Below are 22121 nucleotides of genomic sequence, written 5' to 3'. Positions count from 1 at the left end.
GATGGTGTACTCCGGTCGCTTGAGGCTGTAGCTGCGTGGGTCGCCGTTTGGCAGTCAGCGGATCGCCGGCGGAGCAGCCGGCGGGACCGCGGATGAGACTGTGGGCGGGAACCGGTAGCTGGAGGCCTCGGCCGAGGCGGTGGCTGCGGCGTCGGCGCTGTGACGGGGCTGGGAGGGGGCCGGCGCCGGCCGGGGTGCGGGTGAGGTGGCCGCCGCGGCGGGTGCCGGGGCGCTCGTAGCAGGCCGACCTGGTGCTCCGGCAGCCACCCTGGAGCGGCCCGACTTGGGGATGCGGAAGCGCACGTCAACGAGGGTGGTGTCGTTGACCAGATCGAGGCGCTGAACCTCCACCGTGCGCACCTGCGCATCCAGGAGCTGCTCCAGGTGGGCGATGAGGGTGTCCTCATCGGTGATGGCCCGGTCCAGCATGATGATCTGGTGGCGGCTGCGGCGCATGAGTGCCGGGTGGTCGGCGAGCCACAGTGAGGCGACTACGAGCCCCATCAGCAGCGCCGTCATCGCCAGTGGGGCGGCGGTGATCCCGCCCAGGAGCCCCAGGGCCAGCGCGGCGAAGAAGTAGGCGACCTCGTGCTGGGACAGCTCGGTGGAGCGCAGGCGGATAATTGACAGCACGCCGAACAGGCCCAGTCCCAGGCCCGCGCCTACGGATGCCGTAGACAGCAGCAGTGTGACCGCCAGGACGCCGACGTTCACGCCTACATAGGCCGCCAGCAGGTCCTTGCGGGCGTGCCGTCGTGTGTACAGGACCCCGACCAGCAGGATGAGGGCGACCAGGTCGATTGCGATGTAGGCAAGAGTGCTGAGGGACATAAGCTGCTTCCGTTCGTTAGGGAGGGGACGGCTGTTGCCGCCTCGGACCAGCTCTTAGTAAAGGTGGCGTTTCTATGTTAATCATGTGAAACGCATGTTGTGAACGTATGTGATCGATTTAAACGTCGAGCAGATCTTGCATGCGTCCGCTCATCTAGATTCCCGGTTGCTCATTTTGGGCTACTCCATGCGTGCTTATGCGCGGTGTTCAAACCTGCCACGCATACTACGCAGGCTCGTTTCGAGCCTGCTGTGCGGGGCAGGGCCCTGGCGATCCCCGGAATGAGCACGCCCTCTTCGACTAGCAAGACGAACGTTAATGGCTTTCCGGTTTGGGGCGTGACGCGGGGCTGCACCTGCCCCGGCCTTACGGCGAGCGTGCACGCAGGAGAGCACCGGGCATTCGGGGCTCCTCCAGTTGGACCTGGTGGCCGACTGGTCGTGGCGGCGCGGCCATCGCACGGCTCCTACACTGGTACCCCGGCGGGGCTACGTCGGGCCCCGCTGCTCCGGCGTGCGGGGAGCTCTTCCAGCACGCCGGTTCCCGTCCCCTCACGCGACAGGAGCCCACGTGCCCTCGGACCAGACCTCTACCAATAAGCGCCGTTTTCGCGGCTGGACCCTCCACGGGGATGGTCGCTCGATCGCCCCCGGTGAGGTCGTCACTCCCGCCGAGCGCCTGAGCTGGCCCCGCACCGTCGGCATCGGCGTGCAGCACGTCGTCGCCATGTTCGGCGCAACCTTCCTGGTGCCACTGCTGACGGGTTTCGACCCGTCCACCACCCTGTTCTTCACGGGCTTGGGCACGCTGCTGTTCATCCTTATCACCTCCGGCCGCCTGCCCAGCTACCTCGGCTCCTCCTTCGCCCTGATCGCGCCCATCGGGGCGGTAACCGGGTATGCGGCTGACGCGGGCGTGCCGCTGGACGAGGCCAGGGCCTCCCTCGCGCAGGGCGGGATCATCTCCGTCGGCGCGCTGCTGGCGCTCATCGGCGTAATCGTCCACGTGGCCGGCACCGGCTGGATCGACCGGCTCATGCCACCCATTGTCACCGGTGCGATTGTCTCCCTGATCGGCTTCAACCTCGCGCCCAGTGCCTGGAACAACGTCAAGACCGCCCCGGTGACCGCCCTGGTGACGATCGTGTCGATCCTGGTGATCACGGTACTGTTCAAGGGAATTATCGGGCGGTTGTCGATCCTCATCGGCGTGCTGATCGGTTACGCCACCGCCTGCGTGCGCGGCGAGGTGGACTTCTCCCAGGTCTCCCAGACCGGTTGGCTAGGCCTGCCGGAGTTCCGCGCCCCCACCTTTGACCTCAGCCTCCTGGGGCTCTTCATCCCGGTGGTGCTGGTGCTGGTTGCGGAGAACATCGGGCACGTGAAGTCGGTGTCCGCCATGACGGGGGAGAACCTCGATGACGTCACCGGCCGCGCGCTGTTCGCGGACGGGCTGTCCACCATGCTCGCGGGCGCGGGCGGCGGCTCGGGCACAACCACCTACGCGGAGAACATCGGCGTCATGGCGGCCACACGCGTGTACTCCACGGCCGCTTACGTGATCGCCGCCGCCACCGCCCTGGGGCTGTCCCTATTGCCAAAGTTCGGTGTCATCATCGCCACCATCCCGGCCGGCGTCCTGGGCGGGGCGGCCACGGTCCTGTACGGGATGATCGGCATGCTCGGGGTGCGCATCTGGGTGCAGAACCGCGTGGACTTCTCCGACCCGGTCAACCTCAACACGGCGGCCGTTGCCATGGTTATCGCCATCGCCGACTACACCTTCAGCTGGGGCGACATGACCTTCGCCGGCATCGCCCTGGGCTCGCTGGCCGCAATCGTCGTCTACCACGCCATGCGCGCCATCTCCCGGGCCCGGGGCACGAACCTGGAGGAGGCCTCACCGGCGTCGGCGCCCGCGGGCACCGAGCTCGAGGGCCCGGCCTACGCCAAGCGGGCTCGTCGGCAGGGGTGACGCGGGGCACCAGTCGGCAAACTGTCCAGAATCGGCATTAACAACTCGACAGCGCCCATCGCGGTTATTCAAAACGTTGGAATCGCGCCGTTTTGCAGCTCGCCGCGAGACGCCCGGACGACGTTTGTGCCGGATCCGGACACTTTTCCACCACCTGCCGTCTGCTCGCGCCGCCGTCTACTCCGTGGGCGGTGGCGGGGCGGGCAGGGGGTGGCCGTCGTTGGTCAGCTCCAGCACCCGCGCGTGGATGGAGGTGCGCCCCTGGAGTGCGGCACGCAGGGCCCGGTGCAGCCCGGTCTCCAGGTAGAGCTCCCCGTTCCAGGCGATCACGTGGGCGAACAGGTCGCCGTAGAAAGTGGAATCGTCGTCAAGCAGGCCGCGCAGATCCAGCTGGGCGCGCGTAGTAACCAACTGGTCGAGCCGGATCTGCCGGGGGCGATGGCCGCCCAGTCGCGCTGCGCCGTGACCCCGTGTGCGGGGTAGGGGGCGCAGTCGCCGACGGCCTTGAAGATCACGCCCCCATGCTAACGGGAACGTGTGACACACCGGGATAGGTAACGGTATTCGGACGGCCCGCCCCGCAAACGCCTGCCCGGAGGTGTGCCGCAGGCGGTCGCGCCAGCCGTTACGGGCAGCGCGGCGGCCCTCCGGACCTCCAGGCCTTTAGGGACCGGCGCGTACGGGCGTATCCCGGCGACGGCGGGCGCGGGAGGCGGATCAGTGGTTCTCCGTTGCCTGCCGCCGCAGCAGCGGACCGGTCAGATAGTGCTGAATGGTCGGCCCCACCACCTCCACCAGGTGATCCACGGAGGCGCTGGCGATCGGCTCAACCCGGTAGGTGTAACGGATCATGGCCAGTCCCACTAGCTGACTGCCGGCCAGCGTGGCGCGCTCGCGGGCGTCGGGTCCCAGTACCCCAGCCTGCTCTAGGGCCTGCATCACGGGCACCGCTATCTGCTCGGTGGCGTAGGTCTGCACCGCCTCGGGAGCGCCGTCGTCGGTGGCCACCCAGCGCAGCAGGGCGCGGAAGGTCGCCCCGCCGGAGGAGTCGTCCCAGGCGGTCATCGCCAGTCGCACCAGACGCGGCCCGGCGGTGCGGATGTCCCCGGAGACCACCCTGGCGATCTCCTCGCTGGCGCGGATGCGCAGATTCATGGAGGCGCCGAACAGGTCGCCCTTGGTGCCGAAGTAATAGGACACGAGCGCCGGATCCACGCCGGCGTCCCGAGCGACCCCGCGGATGGTGGTCTTGGCGAATCCCTTGGCCAGGAAGGAGGCGCGGGCGGCGGCGAGGATCGCCTCGCGCGTGGACTGCGTGCCCGTGCCGCTGGAGCGCGGACCCCGACGACGCCCAGTGTCGGATGCGGCGGCAATACCGGCGGGGGTGCTGGCGGTGCCATCCGAAGCGGGGGTGGGGACGCCCGGGTTAAGGCGCCGCGAACGATTCTGGGAACTGGCCCCAGGGGTTGTGGCCACGTCGTTCATGCCTAGAGGCTAGTTGATCGGGCTGGCTCCCGGTTGGGTAGCGCCCAGCGATCGCGGAGGCATCCGTCTGCGGTCAGTCAGCGCTCCCTGATTCTCCCTGAATTAGGTGATCGAGTCGACGCAGTATTCAACGGCGTTCAGGGCCTGGGAGGTGCCTGGAGGGCCGTAATGCGGCGCTTCCAGGGAAAATCGGCTGGGACTAAAGACCTGGGCCAGAGTTATTTCAACGCCGTTGAAGTGGGGCGGCGTGCGTGATTACGGTTCTATGCGACTGCGGGCCACGACTCCGCCACGACAGGCGACATCGCCCATTGGGTCGAGAGGTGAATGCATGTTCCAGAACGATGACCGCGACTACGCCGACGCTCGCTCCCGCACCGCGACCGCGTCGGCAGGCTTGCGCCGCGCGCCCGGGCCGTCTGGGACCGGTTCCGTGCCCGCCCCGGACGCCGCGCCCGCCCCAGACGCCGCGCCCGCCCCAGCGGACATGCCTCAGCCTCCCAAGCCGGGCACCGCCCCGTCCCTGATGGCCATTCCGCTGGGCATGCCCGCCTTCCCCACCCGGCGCGCCACCGGCATGGTCACCGCAGCCGGGGCCCCGTCCGCGGCAACGACCCCCGGCGCCGATGCCTCCAACCACGCCGCCACCCTGCGCATGGGACTGGACATCGGCTCCACCACCGTAAAGCTCGTGCTCATGCCCGAGCCGGTCGCGGGCGAGCCCTTCCCCGAGCCGGTCTTCGCCGAGTACCGCCGCCACAACGCCGACGTGCGCGGCGAGGTCTCCCGCCTGCTGGCCGAGGTCGACGCCGCCCTCCCGGGCGCGCGCGTGCGCGGCGCCGTCACCGGCAGCGCCGGGCTCAGCCTGGCCAACCTGATGGGGCTGTCCTTCGTGCAGGAGGTCATTGCCGAGACCCGCACCGTGCAGGCCAAGAACCCCGAGGCCGACGTCATCATCGAACTCGGCGGCGAGGACGCCAAGATCACCTACCTGCACCCCACCCCCGAGCAGCGCATGAACGGCACCTGCGCGGGCGGCACCGGCGCCTTCATCGACCAGATGGCGCAACTGCTGCACACGGACGCCTCCGGCCTGAACGAGCTGGCCGCCAAGTACCAGACCCTCTACCCGATCGCCTCGCGCTGCGGCGTGTTCGCCAAGTCCGACCTGCAGCCGCTGATCAACCAGGGCGCCGCGAGCGAGGACCTGGCCGCCTCCGTGCTGCAGGCCGTGGTCACCCAGACCATTGCCGGCCTGGCCTGCGGCCGCCCCATCCGCGGCAACGTCATGTTCCTGGGCGGTCCGCTGCACTTCCTGCCCGAGCTGCGCCGGGCCTTCGAACGCACCCTGGCCGACCAGGTCGACTCCTTCACCTGCCCCGACGACGCCCAGCTCTACGTCGCCGTCGGCGCCGCCCTCCTGGCGGAGGGGGAGCCGACGCCGCTGACCGAGATCGCCGACCGCCTCGCCTCCCGCCGCGCCGCCGGCACGGGCGCCAGTCGCATGCGCCCCCTGTTCGCCGACGACGCCGAGCTGGCCGCCTTCCGCGCCCGCCACGCCCGGGCCACGGTGGAGCGGGTCGGCTGGCCCGCCCCGCCCGCCGACGCCCAGGCCGCCGGTGTCCCCACCCGCTACGAGGACTGCTTCCTGGGTATCGACGCCGGCTCCACCACCATCAAGGCCGTCGTCATCGACTCCCAGGACCGCATCGTGTGGGAGCACTACGCGGGCAACGAGGGCGATCCCGTCACCGCCGCCGTCGAGATCCTGCGCCGCATCCACCTGGAGATGCCCGAGCACGTGCGCATCGTGCGCTCCTGCGTCACCGGCTACGGCGAGGGCATTGTCAAGGCCGCGCTGCGCATTGACGAGGGGCTCGTGGAGACCATGGCCCACTACCGGGCCGCCGCCCACCTGAACCCCGGCGTCACCAGTGTCATCGACATCGGCGGCCAGGACATGAAGTACCTGCGCATCCGCGGCGGCGCCATCGACTCCATCTCCGTCAACGAGGCCTGCTCCGCCGGCTGCGGCTCCTTCCTGCAGACCTTCGCCCAGTCCATGGGCCAGTCCATCCAGGAGTTCTCCGCCTCGGCACTCACTGCGGACAGTCCGGTGGACCTGGGCAGCCGCTGCACCGTGTTCATGAACTCCTCGGTCAAGCAGGCCCAGAAGGAGAACGCCACCCCCGGCGACATCAGCGCCGGGCTGTCCTACTCGGTGGTGCGCAACGCCCTGTACAAGGTCATCAAGCTGCGCGACGCCTCCCAACTGGGCGAGCGCATCAGCGTGCAGGGCGGGACCTTCCTCAACGACGCCGTGCTGCGCGCCTTCGAGCTGCTCACCGGCCGCGAGGTGGTACGCCCGGACATCGCCGGCCTCATGGGCTGCTTCGGCGCAGCCCTGACGGCGCACGAGACCTACGACGGCGTCCCCGGCACGCTCATGAGTCTGGCCGAGCTGTCCCGCTTCGGCTTCACCTCCGAGACCACGGTGTGCAAGCTGTGCCAGAACCACTGCAAGCTGACCATCACCACCTTCAACGACGGCCAGCGGCACGTGTCCGGCAACCGCTGCGAGCGCGGCGCCACCCAGGAGCGCCGCAAGACCAAGTCCGACATGCCCAACCTGTACGACTACAAGTACCGGCGCACCTTCGCCTACCGGCGCCTGCGCCAGGGGCAGGACACCCGCGGCGAGATCGGCGTGCCCCGGGTGCTGGGCATGTACGAGAACTACCCGCTGTGGTTCACGATCCTCACCCAGCTGGGCTTCCGCGTAATGCTGTCGGGCCGCTCCAACCACGAGCTGTTCGAGAAGGGCATGGACTCCATCCCCTCCGAGAACGTGTGCTACCCGGCCAAGCTCGCCCACGGTCACGTCCAGTCGCTGATCGACAAGGGCGTGAGGACCATCTGGTTCCCCTGCGTCTTCTACGAGCGCGGGCTCGTCGACGGCGCCGACGACCACTACAACTGCCCGATCGTGGCCACCTACCCCGAGGTCATCCGCAACAACGTCGAGGCCATTCGCGAGGGCGAGGACGCCGACGGCGCCGCCGCTGCCGAGGGGGAGCGGGCCGACGGCGTGCGCATGCTTGCGCCCTTCCTGAACCTGGCCGATCCGGCCAAGCTCGCCGAGCGGCTGGTGGAGGTCTTCGCCGACTGGGACGTGACCCTCCCCGAGGCCCGCAAGGCCGTCGCCGCGGGCTTTGCCGAGGACGCCGCCTTCAAGGCCGACGTGCGCGCCGAGGGCCGCCGCACCCTGGAGTGGATGCGCGAGAACGGTCGCAAGGGCATCGTGCTGGCTGGCCGCCCCTACCACATCGACCCCGAGATCAACCACGGCGTCCCCGACGTCATCAACACCCTGGGCATGGCGGTGCTGTCCGAGGACTCGATCCTGCCCGAGCCTGAGCCTGCCCCCGACGGCTCCTCGCGCGGCGCTGCCGACGGCGTCGAGCACGCGGTCGCGGGCGGTGCGCTGTCCCGCGCCGTCGCCTCCATCCGCCGTGGCCTGGGGCGTGACAAGGAGGACCCGCAGGCGCCTGCCGACTGGTCCGACGTGACCGCGGAGGGGCTGCCGGCGCCCACGGCGTCGGTCGCCGTCGCCAACGTCTCCCCGAAGCTGCGCGTGCGCGACCAGTGGGCCTACCACTCGCGCCTGTACCGGGCCGCCGAACTGGTCACCCAGGCCGACGACCTGGAACTGGTGCAGCTGAACTCCTTCGGCTGCGGCGTCGACGCCGTCACCACCGACCAGGTGCAGGAGATCCTGGAGTCCGCGGGCGGGGTGTACACCACCCTCAAGATCGACGAGGTCTCCAACCTCGGTGCCGCCACCATCCGCCTGCGCTCGCTCGCCGCCGCCAGCCAGGCGCGCCGTCGGCGGCGGGAGGCCGGCGCGGAGGTCGGGGAGGAGGCGGCGGACGCCGTCGTCGACGAGCAGGCGCTGGACCTGGACGACCAGCCGGTCGAGGTCGACACCACCGCGCCCGCCATCGCCGTCGGCAAGGAGGACGGCGCCGCCCTGCGCGAGAACCCGGCGCCCGCCGACGACGGCGACCACACGCTCGCCGGGCGCGTGGCCCGCAGCGAGCGGAGCCTGCCGGCCGCCACCACCCCGATGTTCACCGAGGAGATGCGCCAGACGCACACCATCCTCATGCCGCAGATGAGCCCGATCCACTTCCGGCCGCTGGTGCCGCTCATGCGGCGCCTGGGCTACAAGGTCGAGCTGCTGGAGTCCGCCAGCAAGGCCGACCTCGAGGTGGGGCTGCGCTACGTCAACAACGACGCCTGCTTCCCCGCGATCATGGTGATCGGCCAGCTCATCGGCGCCTTCGAGGACGGCTCCCACGATCCCGACAAGTGCGTGGTCGCCATCTCCCAGACCGGCGGCATGTGCCGCGCCACCAACTACGCCGCCATGCTCCGCAAGGGCCTGCGCGAGGCCGGCTACCCGCAGATTCCGGTGCTGGCCGTCTCCCTGCAGGGCATCGAGGAGAACCCCGGCTTCAAGCTCACCCCCACCATGGCCTTCAAGGCGCTGCAGGGGGTCGTCATCGGCGACACCCTGAGTACCTGCCTGCTGCGGGTGCGGCCCTACGAGGCGGTGCCCGGCTCCGCACAGGCGCTGTACGAGCGCTGGAACGCCATCACCTGCGAGTTCTTCGAGCACAAGGGCCGCTCGGCCACCTGGGGCGGGCGCATCGGCTACCGCCGCCTGCTGCGGGAGATGGTGCGCGAGTTCGACGCACTGGAACTGGCGGACGTGCCCCGCAAACCGCGCGTCGGCGTGGTGGGGGAGATCCTGGTCAAGTTCCAGCCGGACGCCAACAACCACGTGGTCGACGTCATCGAGGCCGAGGGCTGCGAGGCCGTGGTCCCTGGGCTGCTGGGCTTCTTCCTCAACGGCATGACCACCGCCCAGTGGAAGGCCGACACCTACGGCATCGGGACCAACACCGTCTACCAGAAGAAGGCTGCCGTCTGGTTCATCGAGCAGGTGCAGGCCCCGGCCCGCGCCGCCCTGGCCGCCGCCGGCGGCAAGTTCGACGTTGAGTCCCCGATCGCGGAAATGGCCGAGAAGGCCAGCGAGATCCTCAGCCTCGGCAACCAGGCCGGTGAGGGTTGGCTGTTGACCGCGGAGATGGTCGAGCTGATCGAGCACGGCACGCCCAATATCGTGTGCTGCCAGCCCTTCGCCTGCCTGCCCAACCACGTGGTCGGCAAGGGCATGTTCCGGGAGATTCGCCGCCGCTACCCGCAGGCTAACATCGTTGGCATCGACTATGACCCGGGTGCCAGCGAGGTCAACCAGCTCAACCGCATCAAGCTGATGATCTCCACCGCCTTCATGATGCGTCAGGATGCGGCTGGGGACGCGGCGATGCGCGCCGAGGAAGCGCGGGCTGTGGGCGCTTGGAGCGAGCGGTCACAGGAAGCGGATGAGTCGGCTGCGGCGTCGGGCGGGGGAAGCGTCCTTGGCGTTGGTTCCGGTCGGGCGCAGGGCCCGCTGCCGGGCGCCGCGGCTGACCACCGGGAGCGGCCACTGACGGGCATTGACAACACCTCGGGAGATGGCCGCACCACCCGGGACCTGATCGCGGACCTCGGGCCCGTGCCGGACGGTACGCCCACTTCACCGGATGTGGCCGCGCCGGAGCGCGTCGGTACCCGCGCGGGTCGGCCGTAGCCGGCACGCCGCCCGGGGCCTCCTGGCCGGCTCGGTGCGAAACACCGGCTCGGCGCGAAACACCGGCTCGGCGCGGACCACTGGTGTGGCTGAGCTGCCGATCAGTTGCCGGCGCCGCGGGCGGAGCCGGTTAACTCGCTGCCGTCAACGGAGGTGAGAATGCAGGACACGGTGCGGTCGCCCTGCTCCCAGGTGGTCTGCGTGGGGCGCAGCGAGGTGATCGCGTAACGGCCTTGGGAGTAGGCGTCGTCGTAGCTGGTGCCGACGTAGGTCTGGAAGGCGTCGTAGCAGATGTCTGAGATGTATTGCTCCATCAGCTCGTCACTGGGAAACGCGTCGGCGGAGATGGCGCCCTCGGCAAAAACCTCGTACAGGTGGGGGGCGGCACAGTCAACCAGGCTGGCGCTGGCGACGGTCCCCCCGGTGCCGCCGCCTGGCGCCGTGTCAGTGGAGTCGGTCGCCTGGGGAGTGGCGGGGCCGGGCGCGCCGGATGCTCCTGCGGTCGCCGCTGAGGTGGCGGGAGTTGAGTTGTCTCCGTAGATCAGGCAGTCGCCAACCTTGATATCCATGGCGGAGACGGTGCGGGCGGTAGGGGTGGTGAGCGCCTCCTCGGGGAGCGCCGCCGTTGTGCTGGAAACTGCGGTTGCGGATGGCGCCGTTGTGGGTGTGGCGGCGCCGGAGGGAGCGCTGCCTTGGCAGGCAGATACTCCCAGGGTGAGCAGTATTGCGGCAGGGACGGCGAGTGTAGCGAAGGAGTAACGCATGGCTCTAGGCTGACACATACGCGCGCGGCGAGGACAGTACGACTGGCGTGACTCATCTCCCGGGGGCCGGTCGCAGGCGGCGGGAGTCCCGGCACTGCAGCGGTCAGGACCGGACTAGGGCCGGAAAGGATGGGGAAAGCCCGGGACGCGCGCTCGGCGGCGGAGTCAAATGCCGACTGGGAAGGGGTTTGTAGGCCCGGGTGACCTGAGACGAGCCGGTGGCCTGCGGGCCGGCAAGCATGCACGGCCCGCAGGCCACCGCAGCGAGGTGCGCGGTGCCCTCGGGGTTCCCGGTCCCGAGGGGCGGTCCTCCTTCGCCGGAGCGACGCGGTGCGGGCTCCCATATACCCGCCCCGTCTCGGACTCGGGCCAGTCACTGGGCTCCCCATTCCCTCGTGACCCGTTCCGTCCGGCGGCAGTAACCATGTAACCCGCCGCACCTGGGAGGAGGCCCGCCGCAGCGCTGTGAAATGGCTAGGAACCTGTGCTGACTGCGCGATGCGGGCGCGCAGGTGTCACGGATTGCACCACTTTCCGCTGTGGTGAGTTGGCTTGGGGTCGTCGAGGCAAGTGTTCATGCGGGCTATGGCCTTGGGGCATGGGGCTTCGGCGGTGAAAGTGGTGCAATCCGTGACAGGGCACGGTGTGTTGCTCGCAGGCCGATTTGGGAGCTGGGCGTGCTCGGTGGTGAGGCGCGCAGCGCCGGGCGGGTGGGGCAGGCTCCGCCGGTGAAGACCGCCTTACCGCCTGACCGCCACGGCCCGGGGCCGCTCGCGTACCGACCTGCTGTTCACCACCCCGTCCGGCAACCCGGTACGCCACAACGTGTTCTTCCAGCACGTCTGGGCGCCCGTGACCCGCCTCGCCTCCGGCCGCCCCGCCCAGGACCCCGTCAGCCGCCGCCGGCCCACCAGCCTCCTTGACGGCGTCAAGCCACTGCCCAAGGGGCAGGCCCTCGACGTGCGCCCACGCATCCACGGCCTACGCCACACAGCCGCCTCGTGGATGATCGCCGCCGCGCCGTCGCCGACGCTATGCCAACCATGCTCGCCCTCGCCCAGTAGGTCATCCTGCCTACGTCGGCGCTGAACTTCTGTTCTGGCTCCGATGTGAGTTGGTAAGCTTGAGTTTGCGAGGAGTACGCCACAAAACTCGCCAGGTCTTGCTGGTCCTCCATACGATGACGTTGAATGTCTCGGCGCTCAGCATCGCGTTGAGAGATGAGGTGAATCACCATGACAAAGTCGATCGTTCGTCCTACCAGGTCCTACCCCCCGCGTCTCCTGTACTCCTCGCCGTATGCAAGTACATTCGCTCGCAGGACTCCGGTGCTGATCGGATGAAGCTCCAGAAGCTGCTGTACCTCATCCAGGGCTCCTACCTGGCCCAGACGGGGAACCCCCTCTTCCCCGAGACTCCCCAGGCCTGGCAGTACGGCCCCGTCTACCCGGCTGTGTACTTTGTCGACAGGTACGAGACCAGCGATATTGACTGCGCTGACACGAGCGTCTTGACCGAGGCTCAGAAGCATCTGATCGGAGCCATCGTCACCAACAACCACGAGAATCGCCCCGTAGACCTCATGCAGCTAACTCACGAGTCCGATCCTTGGGTTGAGGCACGTGGTGACCTCGCACCAGAGGAGTCCAGCCGGACGGAGATCACGCATGAGTCCATGCTGCGGTTCTTCTCCAAGCCCGGGAACGCAACTACCACCGCTACGGTCACTGACGAGGCGCGGTGGGACGATCTCCCAGCTGGCTTCATGGAAGCAGAGGAGAAACGCTGGGCCGGACTACTTGAACGTCTGGCCTCGTGAGCGAGGACATCGAGAGTGAAGATCCCGCGGACGCTATCTATCGGTTCGCTCTCTGTTACCACGAGCGCGAATTCGGTTCGAGATACGCGATCATCGGTGATGACAAGCTCCGCAGCGCTTGCGGGCGCCCGTTCCATACGTTCGGCGGGGAGGTACTGTTCCCAACGCTAGCCGGGCGCGCCGCCGCGCTTCTGGACGCGATCAATCAGGCCCATGCCTTCACCGACGGTAATAAGCGCACGGCCTGGATGTGCCTGGTGTACTTCCTGGCACGCTCCGGGTACAGCATCCGCGCCGACGACGCCGAAGCGGAGGCTCTGGTTCTAGCTGTGGTCAAGGGCGATGTGGAGCTTGACTTTGTGTCGTCGTGGATCGCGGCCCGTCTGAGTGTTCGACGTTCGCAGTAATGAGTCCACCAGACCCAACGAACACTGAGGGGGCCACGTCAGATCTGGCGTGGCCCCCTCAGCCGTGTTTCGCGGCTGCCGGGTTAGTCGTCCCAGTCGAAGTCCGGGCGGGGCGTGGTGGCGGGCATCTTGTCAATGTTCGCGTCGGTGACCGCTTCGCCCAGGTCGTCGAGCCAGTCCTCGTCAATGGTTTCCGCATCGGCGGTGTTGAGCACGACGTCAGCCTTGAGCTTGGTGCCCTTGACCACGGCCCTTACGATCGGCACGTAGCCGCGCTGCTCAATGTGCCTTACCAGGGGCAGGAGCTTGTCCGATTGTCCCTTGGTCAGTACTCCGACGCGCTGCCCGTCGATCTCGACCTGCACGCATTCGTATGACGACCGAGGCCGGATCTCGTTAATGGACCGCAGGGACGCCGCAACATGGTTGTCTACGTTGACGCCGCGGAGCACATACCCGGCCAGGACGTCCATGTGCTCATCCTCCTTGGTCACTTGGATGCGTCTGCCCGTCGGGATTACGGCATACGGCACGTTGGGGAAGTCATTGGAGGGATACATGCCTGATGGCTCGGGCACTACGAGCGTCACGCGGGCGTTGACGTCGCCGCCGGCGGAGGGGCGGCTCGCCCAGATCCTCGCCCGAACCCGCACGAGTACCCCGTTGTCATGCATGCTCTCCAACGTCGGAAAGTATCTGTCGGCGTCCTCTTGGGCGAGGTATCCGACGTGCTCCCCACCGAAGTACACGGCCACCGCGCCATCCCCACCGTAGGGATTATTCGGATCTGGGACGAGAATCCCCTCCCCGTAGACTTCGGCGCCGCCGTACTGGTCGAACCCCGGCTTGCGACCCAGTAGGCGCACGAATGCCCGCTGTCGGTACTGCTCCCCCACAACCTCCAACGATTGGCCTGGAGCCCATGGGTCCACGAGCGTCCCCAGCGGCTTCGGCGGCACCCAATCGCCTCTTGCAGTGCTGTAGCCCTCCCGGTCCTTGCGCTCCTGCTCGGCCCGCTCGCGCTCGCGGGCGGCTGCCGCGGCAGCAGCTCGTTTCTCTTCGCGTTCTTTTCTGCGCGCAGCCCTGGCAGCTTTCCGCTCAGCGCGCTTTGCCTCCTGCTCTTCCTCGGCTGCCTGCCGCTCGGCTTCCATCCGACATCGCTTCGCGGCTTTATCCTCGGCTGCCTTGGCCTTCTGAGATTCGTCGTGGGGGTGTGGCTGCAGCAGAATCGGTCGCGGTGGTGTCGGTTGCGGCGGTTGGGGTTGGGGCTGTTGTGGGAGAGGCTGTGGCAACAGGGGCTGGGGCTGAAGCAGGGCCGGTTGCGGTGGCGTCGGCCGGGCTGCGGCGAGTTGAGTGGCTTGTCGGACTGCGCGCTCGGCGGCCCTTCTGTCCGCTCGTCGGGCTCCGAGGAACAGGAGCACCGCGACCACGATTGGTGGGATCACGAGGATCAGGGAGCCGATTACGGCGTCTCCGGCGCTATAGTCGGCGGTGGCCATGGCGCCGATGATCCCGATGACCCAGAGGCCTGCGAGGAGCGCGGACAGGACGCCGAGGACGCGCAGTGCGATCCCCCAGCCGGAGGGCTTCATGTTTGCCTCTTCCTTGAGGGTTAGGTAGTGATGGCGTCTCTTATCTTGCGCTGCGTTTAGCTCGTCTGCGCGGTTTTGAGGCAGCCTCAGGCAACGATCTTGTGACGACGCAGCGTCTCCCTATAGGCAAGGTTGATCCAGCTTGGGACGTCGAGTTCGACGGCGAGTGCCCCCAGGTGTGGCTCCACCAGGGCCTCGGCTGCCCGGTAGGCGCCTGGGGTGATGAGCCTGCACGCTACTTGCCGGTCTATGCGGGCCTCCACGGAGCGGGTCTGGTGGTCGTCGTCCCCGCGGGCGGCGTGCCGCCACATGCAGATGGCCGCCCCACACACGGTTGGGTGTGGGGCGGCCCTTTTTCATGCGCCTGTGTGGTGGTTCTCGTCACGTCGGTGGTGGGCAGATGTTGACAGGAGGAAAAGAGAATCCCCGGAATCGTTGTGATTCCGGGGAAAAGTGGTGGCGGAGGATGGGGGATTCGAACCCCCGAGGGCTTGCACCCAACACGCTTTCCAAGCGTGCGCCATAGGCCACTAGGCGAATCCTCCAGGTGCCGCACGCGGCTGCTCACCGCGCGTAGCGAGAAGCGAATATATCGGACCGAGTGCCCTTAGCGCCAACCCGGAGTGGTGGCATCGGTCACGAGTGGTACCTGCGGAGTGGGTGGTACCGGCCCGGGCGGTGACTTGACCGCCTCCGGGCATCATCAGGTAGTCTCAGGCCCGGCCCCTCGTGCGGCGTCATCCAGTGAATCCCCCAGGACCGGAAGGTAGCAAGGGTAAGCGGGCTCTGGCGGGTGCACGAGGGGTCCTTTACGTCCGCTCATGTGCGTCTCTCCTGTGCGCCTGCTCTTGTGCCTCAGTGCGCGCGGTCCCTCGCCGTCATCCGCCTGTGCCGACGCGTTGGCGTGTGCCCCGCCGGGTGACGCGCGGGTCGTACTGCCCATGGAAGTCCGCTGTGGGATGGCCTACAGTTACGGCATGGCTATTAAACAGAACTCGAAACGCAATATTGGACGTATGGCCTCCCTGCTCTTGGCCGGGAGCCTTGCGGTGACCTTGGCCGCCTGCGGATCCTCCGACTCCTCCGCCCGGTCATCGGACGCGGCGGCCGATGCGGTGGTCACCGAGACGGTCGAAGCCGCCGAGGAGACGGAGCCGCTGGCCGCTGAAACCGAGGACGTCGGCGAGGAGGCGGATACTGACGCCCCGGATTCTGCGCAGGCCGATGCCGGCGCCGATGCCGACTCCGCGGGCGCGGCGACCCCGGCGCCCGAGGGCGCGATGATCTCCGCCATGTACAACCGGGACTTGCCCGAGGAGGTGGGCGACTTCACCCACACCGGGAGCCTCGGAGACGCGGAGGAGTACAAGCTCGATGAAGATGCCGGCGCCTTCAACGCCATCGGTGTCGAGTTCATAGTGGGCATGGATTATGCGGGCGCGATCGAGAACTTGAACGACACGGTGCCCGGCGGCACCGGCCTGTGCGGCACCCCAAGTGGGAGCGACCATCCCCTCTGCTACCTGCAGACCGCCGACGGCGCGTTAGTTGTCACGGCATACTCCACCTTCATCACCGTTGACGAGGCCGCCGCCTTCTGCAACGAGCTCACCGCGCAGCTCGGCACCGAGTAACGCCCCCAGGGGCTTCACCGCCGGGCGGGAGCGACTTGCCTTCCCCAGCGGTTAAGCGATTGGCAATGCGCCAGGCGTCGCATCGTGTCGGTGCACCCGTTTAGAGTCGGACCGTGACCACCGCCCTCTACCGCCGCTACCGGCCCGACACCTTCCAGGACGTCATCGGGCAGGAGCACGTGACTGCTCCGCTCATGGCGGCCCTGGGCGCCGACCGCGTCACCCACGCCTACCTCTTCTCTGGCCCGCGCGGCTGCGGCAAAACCACCTCCGCCCGCATCCTGGCGCGCTGCCTGAACTGCGAGCAGTTCCCCACGGACACCCCCTGCGGGCAGTGTCCCTCCTGCCGGGACCTGGCCACCGGCGGGCCGGGGTCGCTCGACGTCGTCGAGATCGACGCCGCCAGCCACAACGGCGTCGACGACGCGCGCGACCTGCGTGAGCGCGCCTCCTTCGCCCCGGCGCGGGACCGCTACAAGATCTTCATCCTCGACGAGGCCCACATGGTCACCCCGCAGGGCTTCAACGCCCTGCTCAAGCTGGTCGAGGAGCCGCCCGAGCACGTGAAGTTCATCTTCGCCACCACCGAGCCGGACAAGGTGATCGGCACAATCCGCTCCCGCACCCACCACTACCCCTTCCGGCTCGTGCCGCCGGACATCCTGGAGGACTACCTGGGGCGCCTGTGCCAGGCGGAGGGGATCGGTGTCGGGCCGGGCGTGTTCCCGCTGGTGGTGCGCGCCGGCGGCGGCAGCGTGCGCGACACCCTGTCGGTCATGGACCAGCTGATCGGCGGCGCCGTCGACGGCGAGGTCGACTACCAGCGCGCCGTCGCGCTGCTCGGCTACACGGACACCACCCTGCTGGACTCCTGCGTGGACGCGGTAGCAGCGGCCGACGGCGCGGGCGTGTTCCGGGTGGTGGATCGGGTGGTCACCTCCGGGCACGATCCGCGGCGCTTCGTCGAGGATCTGCTGCAGCGACTGCGGGACCTGCTGGTGATCGCCCTGGCGGGCAGTGAGGCCGGGCCCGCCCTCGGCTCTCTGCCCGCCGACGAGCTCTCCCGCATGGAGGGCCAGGCCCGCACCATTGGCGCGGCCGGCCTGTCCCGGGCTGCGGACGCCACCGCCAAGGCCCTGGACCAGATGGTGGGTGCCACCTCCCCCCGGCTGCAGGTGGAACTGCTCATGGCCCGCCTGCTGCTGCCCGCGGAGTCTGCGGCGCCAGCCCCGCAGTCCGCGGCCCCGGCGGCAGGTGTTCCCGGGCGGTCGGACGGCGTACGCGGCGGCGCCTCAATGCCGCAGCGCGCGGTCCCGTCGGCGGGGGGTGGCGGACCGCAGCAGCCTGCGGCCCCGGCGGTAGCCGCGTCCACCGGGATGCCCGCCGTCGCTACTGCGTGGGAAGGGCCGCCCGCACCGGCGCGCGACCATGACGCTGCGGCCTCTGACCAGTTACGGGCGGGTGCCGGCGTGGCAGGCGGAGCCGCTGCGCCCCAGGCGGTCGGCGGCGCACCGACGGGCGCGCCTGAGCCGGACCGCCCCGCCCGCCCCGGACACGACGCCGCCCCGGGGAGCATGGCGACGCGACCCCCTGCTCAGGATTCCCCGCCTAGCGCCCCGGAACAGGGGGGATCAGCCCCCGCAGGGGGCGCCGCCGACGCCGAGATGATCCGCTCCCGCTGGGAGGAGGTGCTCGACGCCGCCAAGCGCTCGCGCCGGGCCACTTGGGCACTGGTGGGGCCCAACTCTCAGCCCGGTGGTATTAGCGGCGGCGTCTTCCAGGTCATCTTCACGGGGCAGGGCCTGGTCAACGCCTTCGAGAACGGAGGCCATGGGCCGGTGCTCGCACAGGCGATCCGCCAGGCACTGGGTCTGGAGCTGGAGGTACACGCCGTGCTGGCCGGTCCCCAGGGCGGTCCCGGTGGTGCGGACGGCCCCCGGGAGGTGGGGGCCCGGCTGGGCCCCGCCGCGGGTACGGCGGTCGACCGGGGCAGGGCGGGAACGCCGGTGGCTCGGGGGCGTTAGCCCATGCCCCTGCCGGTGGGTCCGGCGCCAACCGGGCACGGGCCGCCACTGACGGCGATAGGCATTCCGCGGATGGCTCCCCGCGTGGCATGGGCGCTGTGGGCGGGCCCGCGGCGGCAGCGGCCCCGGCTGCACCCGTCGGCGACGACGGTTGGGGAGAGGTCGCTGTTCCCGGTAGTAGGGGCGGTGCGCGCGGGCAGGCGATCACCGCCGCCGAGAGCGCCCCGAGCCCGGAACCGACCGGTTCGGGCGAGACTCCGGCCGGCGGGCCAGGCAGTGAGCTGGCCGGCGAGCCAGACTCGCTGGCTTCCGCGCCGCAGGCCGCGCCTTTATCGGACGAGCCCTCGGCACCCACTGCAGGACCTCCGGAACCGCATGCGCCGTCGGCGGGACCTGCGAATGGCGGCGCCACCCCTCCCAGTGACGCATCCCCCGCGGACGCCGCGCTGGATGCCCGGGCAGTGGTGGCGCCCGCACCGATCAGCGTCCCAACAGGCCCCTCCGCCCGGGCACAGGAGTGGGCGCCTGAACCAGATGCGTCCGCTATCGCGGCAGAAGCGGAGACCAGCCCTGAGGCGGCTAACGCGGCGTCCGGCCCCGCGCCGACGGCAGGCCGGGATGACGATCCCGATGCGGCCCCACTTGCCACCGTCCACCGCTTGCGCCCCCTGCCGGAGATTCCCGAGCCGTCGCCGGATTCACCTCCGAAGACGGAATCGGCCGGCGCCGCCGAGCAGCCTCTGGACTCGGCACCGGCGCATAAGGACGATTCGGGTTCCGGTGACCAGCCGCCGTCGGCGATCCCGGCGGACTCCCGGCCGCACCGGTTGGCACCGGTTGCCTGGGACGGGCCGGAGCAGACCTTCTCCGACGGCGTACCGGTGCCGGAGGAGCCCGGCGATCCTGAGGGACCTGCGGACGGCGGCCCGCGCGTCGGATCTGCGCGGCTGGCTGCGGCGCAGGCGGCCGCTCGGGCCGCAGCCCGGGGCGGTGCCCGGGAGCACCGTAATGACAGCGCTCCGCAAGCGCCTGCGCGTCCTGTTCTTGAAGACGACCTTCCCAGTGAGGATGATGAGGACGCCGAGGAGGCCGGCGTTGTCGGGCTGGAAGTCGTCAAACGTCTCCTGGGCGCAACCGTCCTGGAGGAGATCACGGTTACCCAGGAAGGACACTGACTTTGCCCGCTGCGTATGAGGGTGCGCTTCAGGACCTTGTTGACCAGTTCGGCGAGCTGCCCGGTATCGGCCCCAAGTCCGCCCAGCGGCTAGCCTTCCACATCCTGTCGGCGGACACTGACACCGTTGAGCGTCTGGTGGAGGCGCTGCGCGCTGTGAAGTCCCGGGTGCGGTTCTGCGTCACCTGCGGAAACGTTGCCGAGTCCGAGCAGTGCACCGTATGCCGCGATCCGCGCCGTGATCGCAGCGTCATCTGCGTGGTGGAGGAGCCCAAGGACGTCGTCGCCATTGAGCGGACTCGCGAGTACCGGGGCCTGTACCACGTGCTCGGCGGCGCCATCGACCCGATCAACGGGGTTGGCCCGGACGACCTGCGTATTCGTGAGCTGTTCACCCGGGTGGGGGACGGAGCCGTGGAGGAGGTCATCATCGCCACCGACCCTGACGTGGTCGGTGAGGCGACCGCCGCCTACCTGACGCGCATGCTGCGCACCATGGCCGTGCCCGTATCGCGGCTCGCCTCCGGCCTGCCGGTGGGCAGCGACCTGGAGTACGCCGATGAGGTCACCCTCGGGCGCGCCTTCGAGGGGCGGCGGCGTGTTGACGCGGATGGGTGAGTTGCGGGGCGCGAGATGCAGGATTGAATCTTCTGCGCGGTAGCCAGCGAAGGGTGCCGCCGCGTTATTCGTTCGCGGCGCCGTATGATTCCCGCGTTTTCCAGCTTGGTGCGGGTACCTGGGGTCCCTTCTAACGGATTGAGGCAATGCGGACCTGGCGGCGCAGTCCGGGCGCGCTGGGCCAAGGCGCCCGTGATCGTGAATCGCAGGGTACGCTGGGGTCACTGTCAACCGCTCAATGTTGAGGTAGTTGAGCCCGCGGGAGGAGCACCATGCCTGCCATTGGACGACGTAACGGTATCAGAATGGCCATTGTCGCGAGCGCCGCCGCCATTTCGGTGCCGGTTCTGACGGCGTGCTCACGTTCAGCTCCGTCATCCTCCACCATGGGGACGGCGCCTACGGGAGCCCAGTCCTCAGGCGGAGTGAAGCTGTCAGCCGGGCCCATGGACTCGACGGCGGCGCCTGCGCCTTCCATTGCTGAGGGCGCCGAGCCGACGCTGTTGACGCCCCGCGATGATCTGGTATCACCGTCCCGGCTCCGGTGGGAATCGTGGAAGTTGATCGACTCAACTACTGTCGAGGTCAGCTTTACCGGTGGCTCGCCCACATGTGAGGGCGTGTCGGTGGAGTTGCTGGAGACCCCGCAGGACGTCACCATCAACCTCAGCTACGGGGTTCTGCCGGAGATGGCGGACGGCGATTGCCCGGCGATTGCGGTGCAGTCGGCGGTGCGGGTCACTCTGTCTGAGGACCTCGGTGAGCGAGAGGTCCGCCAGGACGACTTCTCGGAGTGAGCTGCCGCTTCCTCCGACGGCAGCGCGGAATGACCGTGTATACGGCTTGCGCCATCGCCGCGCAAAACACGACCTTGGTGACACTGCACGACCTTGGGGTATAAATCACGACCACCCCGGGGTCGTGGAACGTACCCCAAGGTCGTGTTTTGCGGGCGGGGTCGACGCGAGCGGCCGCCCGTGCCCGTGCCACCAGGAGCATGCAGGTGCCGTAAGCGGTGGAGCAGATCGCTCCGCCTGACGGGTCACGCCAGGCGGATGCCGCGGGGGAGCGGACCCGCCGGGGTGCGCAGCCGCTTGGCTGCGGCCGCGACACCAATGGCGCCCAGTGCCAACAGCAGTAGGGCGCTGGCCGGCCAGAACGGCACGTGGCCCACCGAGTAGTGGTCGCGGAAATAGTCGTAGTTCGAGGCCCCGGCGGTGGAGTCGGTGTCGTCGGCCGGCTCGGCGCAGGGATTGTCGATGACTCGTGAGGGCTGCGGGTCTCGCATCCAGTCCACCTCCTGGCCGAGTCCCTCCAGTATGTTCTCGGAGCTGTACTCACGTGAGGGCTGCTCCAGCGGGGCGCGCGCGGAAACATCCCCCAGGGCCACGAACGGGTTGGGCACGAGCAGCCACCAGACCCACTCGGTGTGGGTGACCGTGTTGTGGTAGGTGTGGGGCTCTGCCTCACACACGAGCTGGTCGTCGGTGGAGGCGTCGTAGTCGATGGAGTACTCGATCATCTCCTGCTGCTGCCGCGCGCCGGAAAGCCCGATGACCATGGTCAGCGGCGTCCCGATCACCAGGGCCGCCACCACCAGGTAGGTCAGCACCGCGGAGGCGGAGGGGCGGGCCGTGGCCGCGGAGAACCCCAGGCCGATCCCGCACACCGAGCCCAGCGTCACCACCAGTAGCAACAGGTGCCCCAGCAGCGCCATCCAGGTCGCCCCACCCATCAGCGTCAGCACCAGTAGGAAGGGCAGTGCTACCGCCAGGAAGGCCATGGCCGCCAACCACGCCGCCAGGAGCTTGCCGACGGCGATCTCCCAGGAACGCAGCGCCGTCGCCTGCAACAGCGCCAGGGTCGCATCGGTGCGGTCCCCGTTGACGGAGGTGGCCGACAGCGTCGGCGCCACGATCAGCCCGATCCCGAGCACGAAGCACAGCACCACGTCATACAGCAGCGGTGCGAACTCCTCGTAATCGGCACCCACGGAGGCGGCCAGCCACAGCATGCCTACGAACAGCACCGTCAGCACCGCCGCCCACACCAGCAGCATCATCGACCAGCGCGTGGCCCGCACCCGTTGCTTCAGCTCCA

Annotated in this window: 15 protein-coding genes, 1 tRNA gene, 1 other RNA gene and 1 pseudogene; 10 read left to right on the top strand and 8 right to left on the bottom strand. The window is 68.9% G+C overall.

The window, feature by feature from the left end; translation table 11 throughout:
* Window positions 1–54: 54 nt before the first annotated feature.
* Entirely contained in the window at window positions 55–831 is a 777-nt protein-coding gene (locus tag CWT12_RS13005; RefSeq protein ID WP_202616220.1) for a DUF4956 domain-containing protein, read from the bottom strand.
* Between the two features lie 571 nt (window positions 832–1402).
* Between CWT12_RS13005 and CWT12_RS13000 the strand changes: the two genes are divergently transcribed.
* Window positions 1403–2806 carry a uracil-xanthine permease family protein gene (locus tag CWT12_RS13000; RefSeq protein WP_161925151.1) on the top strand — a complete coding sequence of 468 codons (1404 nt, stop codon included), beginning with the start codon at window positions 1403–1405 and terminating at the stop codon, window positions 2804–2806.
* Window positions 2807–2983: 177 nt separating this feature from the next.
* Here the strand turns inward: CWT12_RS13000 and CWT12_RS12995 are convergent.
* Window positions 2984–3321 (bottom strand): annotated as a pseudogene (locus CWT12_RS12995) (type II toxin-antitoxin system VapB family antitoxin).
* Between the two features lie 202 nt (window positions 3322–3523).
* A complete protein-coding gene (locus tag CWT12_RS12990; RefSeq protein WP_161925150.1) occupies window positions 3524–4291 on the bottom strand; it encodes a TetR/AcrR family transcriptional regulator in 768 nt (255 codons plus the stop codon).
* A 655-nt stretch (window positions 4292–4946) separates the two neighbouring features.
* On the opposite strand from CWT12_RS12990, the gene CWT12_RS12985 reads away from it, so the two are divergent.
* Entirely contained in the window at window positions 4947–9989 is a 5043-nt protein-coding gene (locus tag CWT12_RS12985; RefSeq protein WP_237564424.1) for an acyl-CoA dehydratase activase-related protein, read from the top strand.
* Between the two features lie 101 nt (window positions 9990–10090).
* On the opposite strand, the gene CWT12_RS12980 is transcribed toward CWT12_RS12985, so the two are convergent.
* Window positions 10091–10753 carry a septum formation family protein gene (locus CWT12_RS12980; RefSeq protein ID WP_161925149.1) on the bottom strand — a complete coding sequence of 221 codons (663 nt, stop codon included), beginning with the start codon at window positions 10751–10753 and terminating at the stop codon, window positions 10091–10093.
* Between the two features lie 1339 nt (window positions 10754–12092).
* Here CWT12_RS12980 and CWT12_RS12975 point away from each other — a divergent pair.
* The gene (locus tag CWT12_RS12975) at window positions 12093–12572 is read left to right on the top strand and encodes a Panacea domain-containing protein (RefSeq protein ID WP_161925148.1); all 480 of its coding nucleotides are present in this window, start codon (window positions 12093–12095) and stop codon (window positions 12570–12572) included.
* Window positions 12569–12979 (top strand): type II toxin-antitoxin system death-on-curing family toxin, encoded by a 411-nt coding sequence (locus CWT12_RS12970; protein WP_161925147.1) that lies wholly within the window; start codon window positions 12569–12571, stop codon window positions 12977–12979. The genes CWT12_RS12975 and CWT12_RS12970 overlap by 4 nt, the downstream gene beginning before the upstream one ends.
* Window positions 12980–13062: 83 nt before the next feature.
* Here the strand turns inward: CWT12_RS12970 and CWT12_RS12965 are convergent, their stop codons facing one another.
* The 3 genes from CWT12_RS12965 to CWT12_RS12955 all read right to left on the bottom strand — a co-directional run bounded on the left by CWT12_RS12965 (window position 13063) and on the right by CWT12_RS12955 (window position 15116).
* On the bottom strand, window positions 13063–14130 hold the full coding sequence (locus tag CWT12_RS12965) for a hypothetical protein (protein ID WP_161925146.1): 1068 nt from the start codon (window positions 14128–14130) through the stop codon (window positions 13063–13065).
* Window positions 14131–14657: 527 nt separating this feature from the next.
* Window positions 14658–14882 carry a hypothetical protein gene (locus CWT12_RS12960; RefSeq protein WP_161925145.1) on the bottom strand — a complete coding sequence of 75 codons (225 nt, stop codon included), beginning with the start codon at window positions 14880–14882 and terminating at the stop codon, window positions 14658–14660.
* 146 nt (window positions 14883–15028) lie between these two features.
* Window positions 15029–15116, bottom strand: a tRNA-Ser gene (locus CWT12_RS12955).
* Window positions 15117–15289: 173 nt separating this feature from the next.
* Between CWT12_RS12955 and ffs the strand changes: the two genes are divergently transcribed.
* The 6 genes from ffs (at window position 15290) to CWT12_RS12925 (ending at window position 20818) form a co-directional block, all read left to right on the top strand.
* An RNA gene (gene ffs / locus CWT12_RS12950) (signal recognition particle sRNA small type) lies at window positions 15290–15384 on the top strand.
* A 164-nt stretch (window positions 15385–15548) separates the two neighbouring features.
* On the top strand, window positions 15549–16205 hold the full coding sequence (locus CWT12_RS12945; RefSeq protein WP_161925144.1) for a hypothetical protein: 657 nt from the start codon (window positions 15549–15551) through the stop codon (window positions 16203–16205).
* Window positions 16206–16318: 113 nt separating this feature from the next.
* Window positions 16319–18229 carry a DNA polymerase III subunit gamma and tau gene (locus CWT12_RS12940; protein ID WP_161925143.1) on the top strand — a complete coding sequence of 637 codons (1911 nt, stop codon included), beginning with the start codon at window positions 16319–16321 and terminating at the stop codon, window positions 18227–18229.
* Window positions 18230–18318: 89 nt separating this feature from the next.
* The gene (locus tag CWT12_RS12935) at window positions 18319–19404 is read left to right on the top strand and encodes a hypothetical protein (RefSeq protein WP_161925142.1); all 1086 of its coding nucleotides are present in this window, start codon (window positions 18319–18321) and stop codon (window positions 19402–19404) included.
* A gap of 2 nt (window positions 19405–19406) precedes the next feature.
* Window positions 19407–20021 (top strand): recombination mediator RecR, encoded by a 615-nt coding sequence (recR, locus tag CWT12_RS12930; RefSeq protein ID WP_161925141.1) that lies wholly within the window; start codon window positions 19407–19409, stop codon window positions 20019–20021.
* Window positions 20022–20326: 305 nt separating this feature from the next.
* Entirely contained in the window at window positions 20327–20818 is a 492-nt protein-coding gene (locus tag CWT12_RS12925; RefSeq protein WP_161925140.1) for a hypothetical protein, read from the top strand.
* 245 nt (window positions 20819–21063) lie between these two features.
* Here the strand turns inward: CWT12_RS12925 and CWT12_RS12920 are convergent, their stop codons facing one another.
* On the bottom strand, window positions 21064–22083 hold the full coding sequence (locus CWT12_RS12920; RefSeq protein ID WP_337247931.1) for an ABC transporter permease: 1020 nt from the start codon (window positions 22081–22083) through the stop codon (window positions 21064–21066).
* Between the last annotated feature and the right edge of the window lie 38 nt (window positions 22084–22121).

The sequence above is a fragment of the Actinomyces sp. 432 genome, assembly GCF_009930875.1.
In the GTDB taxonomy this organism is placed as follows: Bacteria; Actinomycetota; Actinomycetes; order Actinomycetales; family Actinomycetaceae; genus Actinomyces.
Note: the sequence above shows the minus strand (reverse complement) of the source record. Positions and strands in the feature narration are given on the sequence as shown.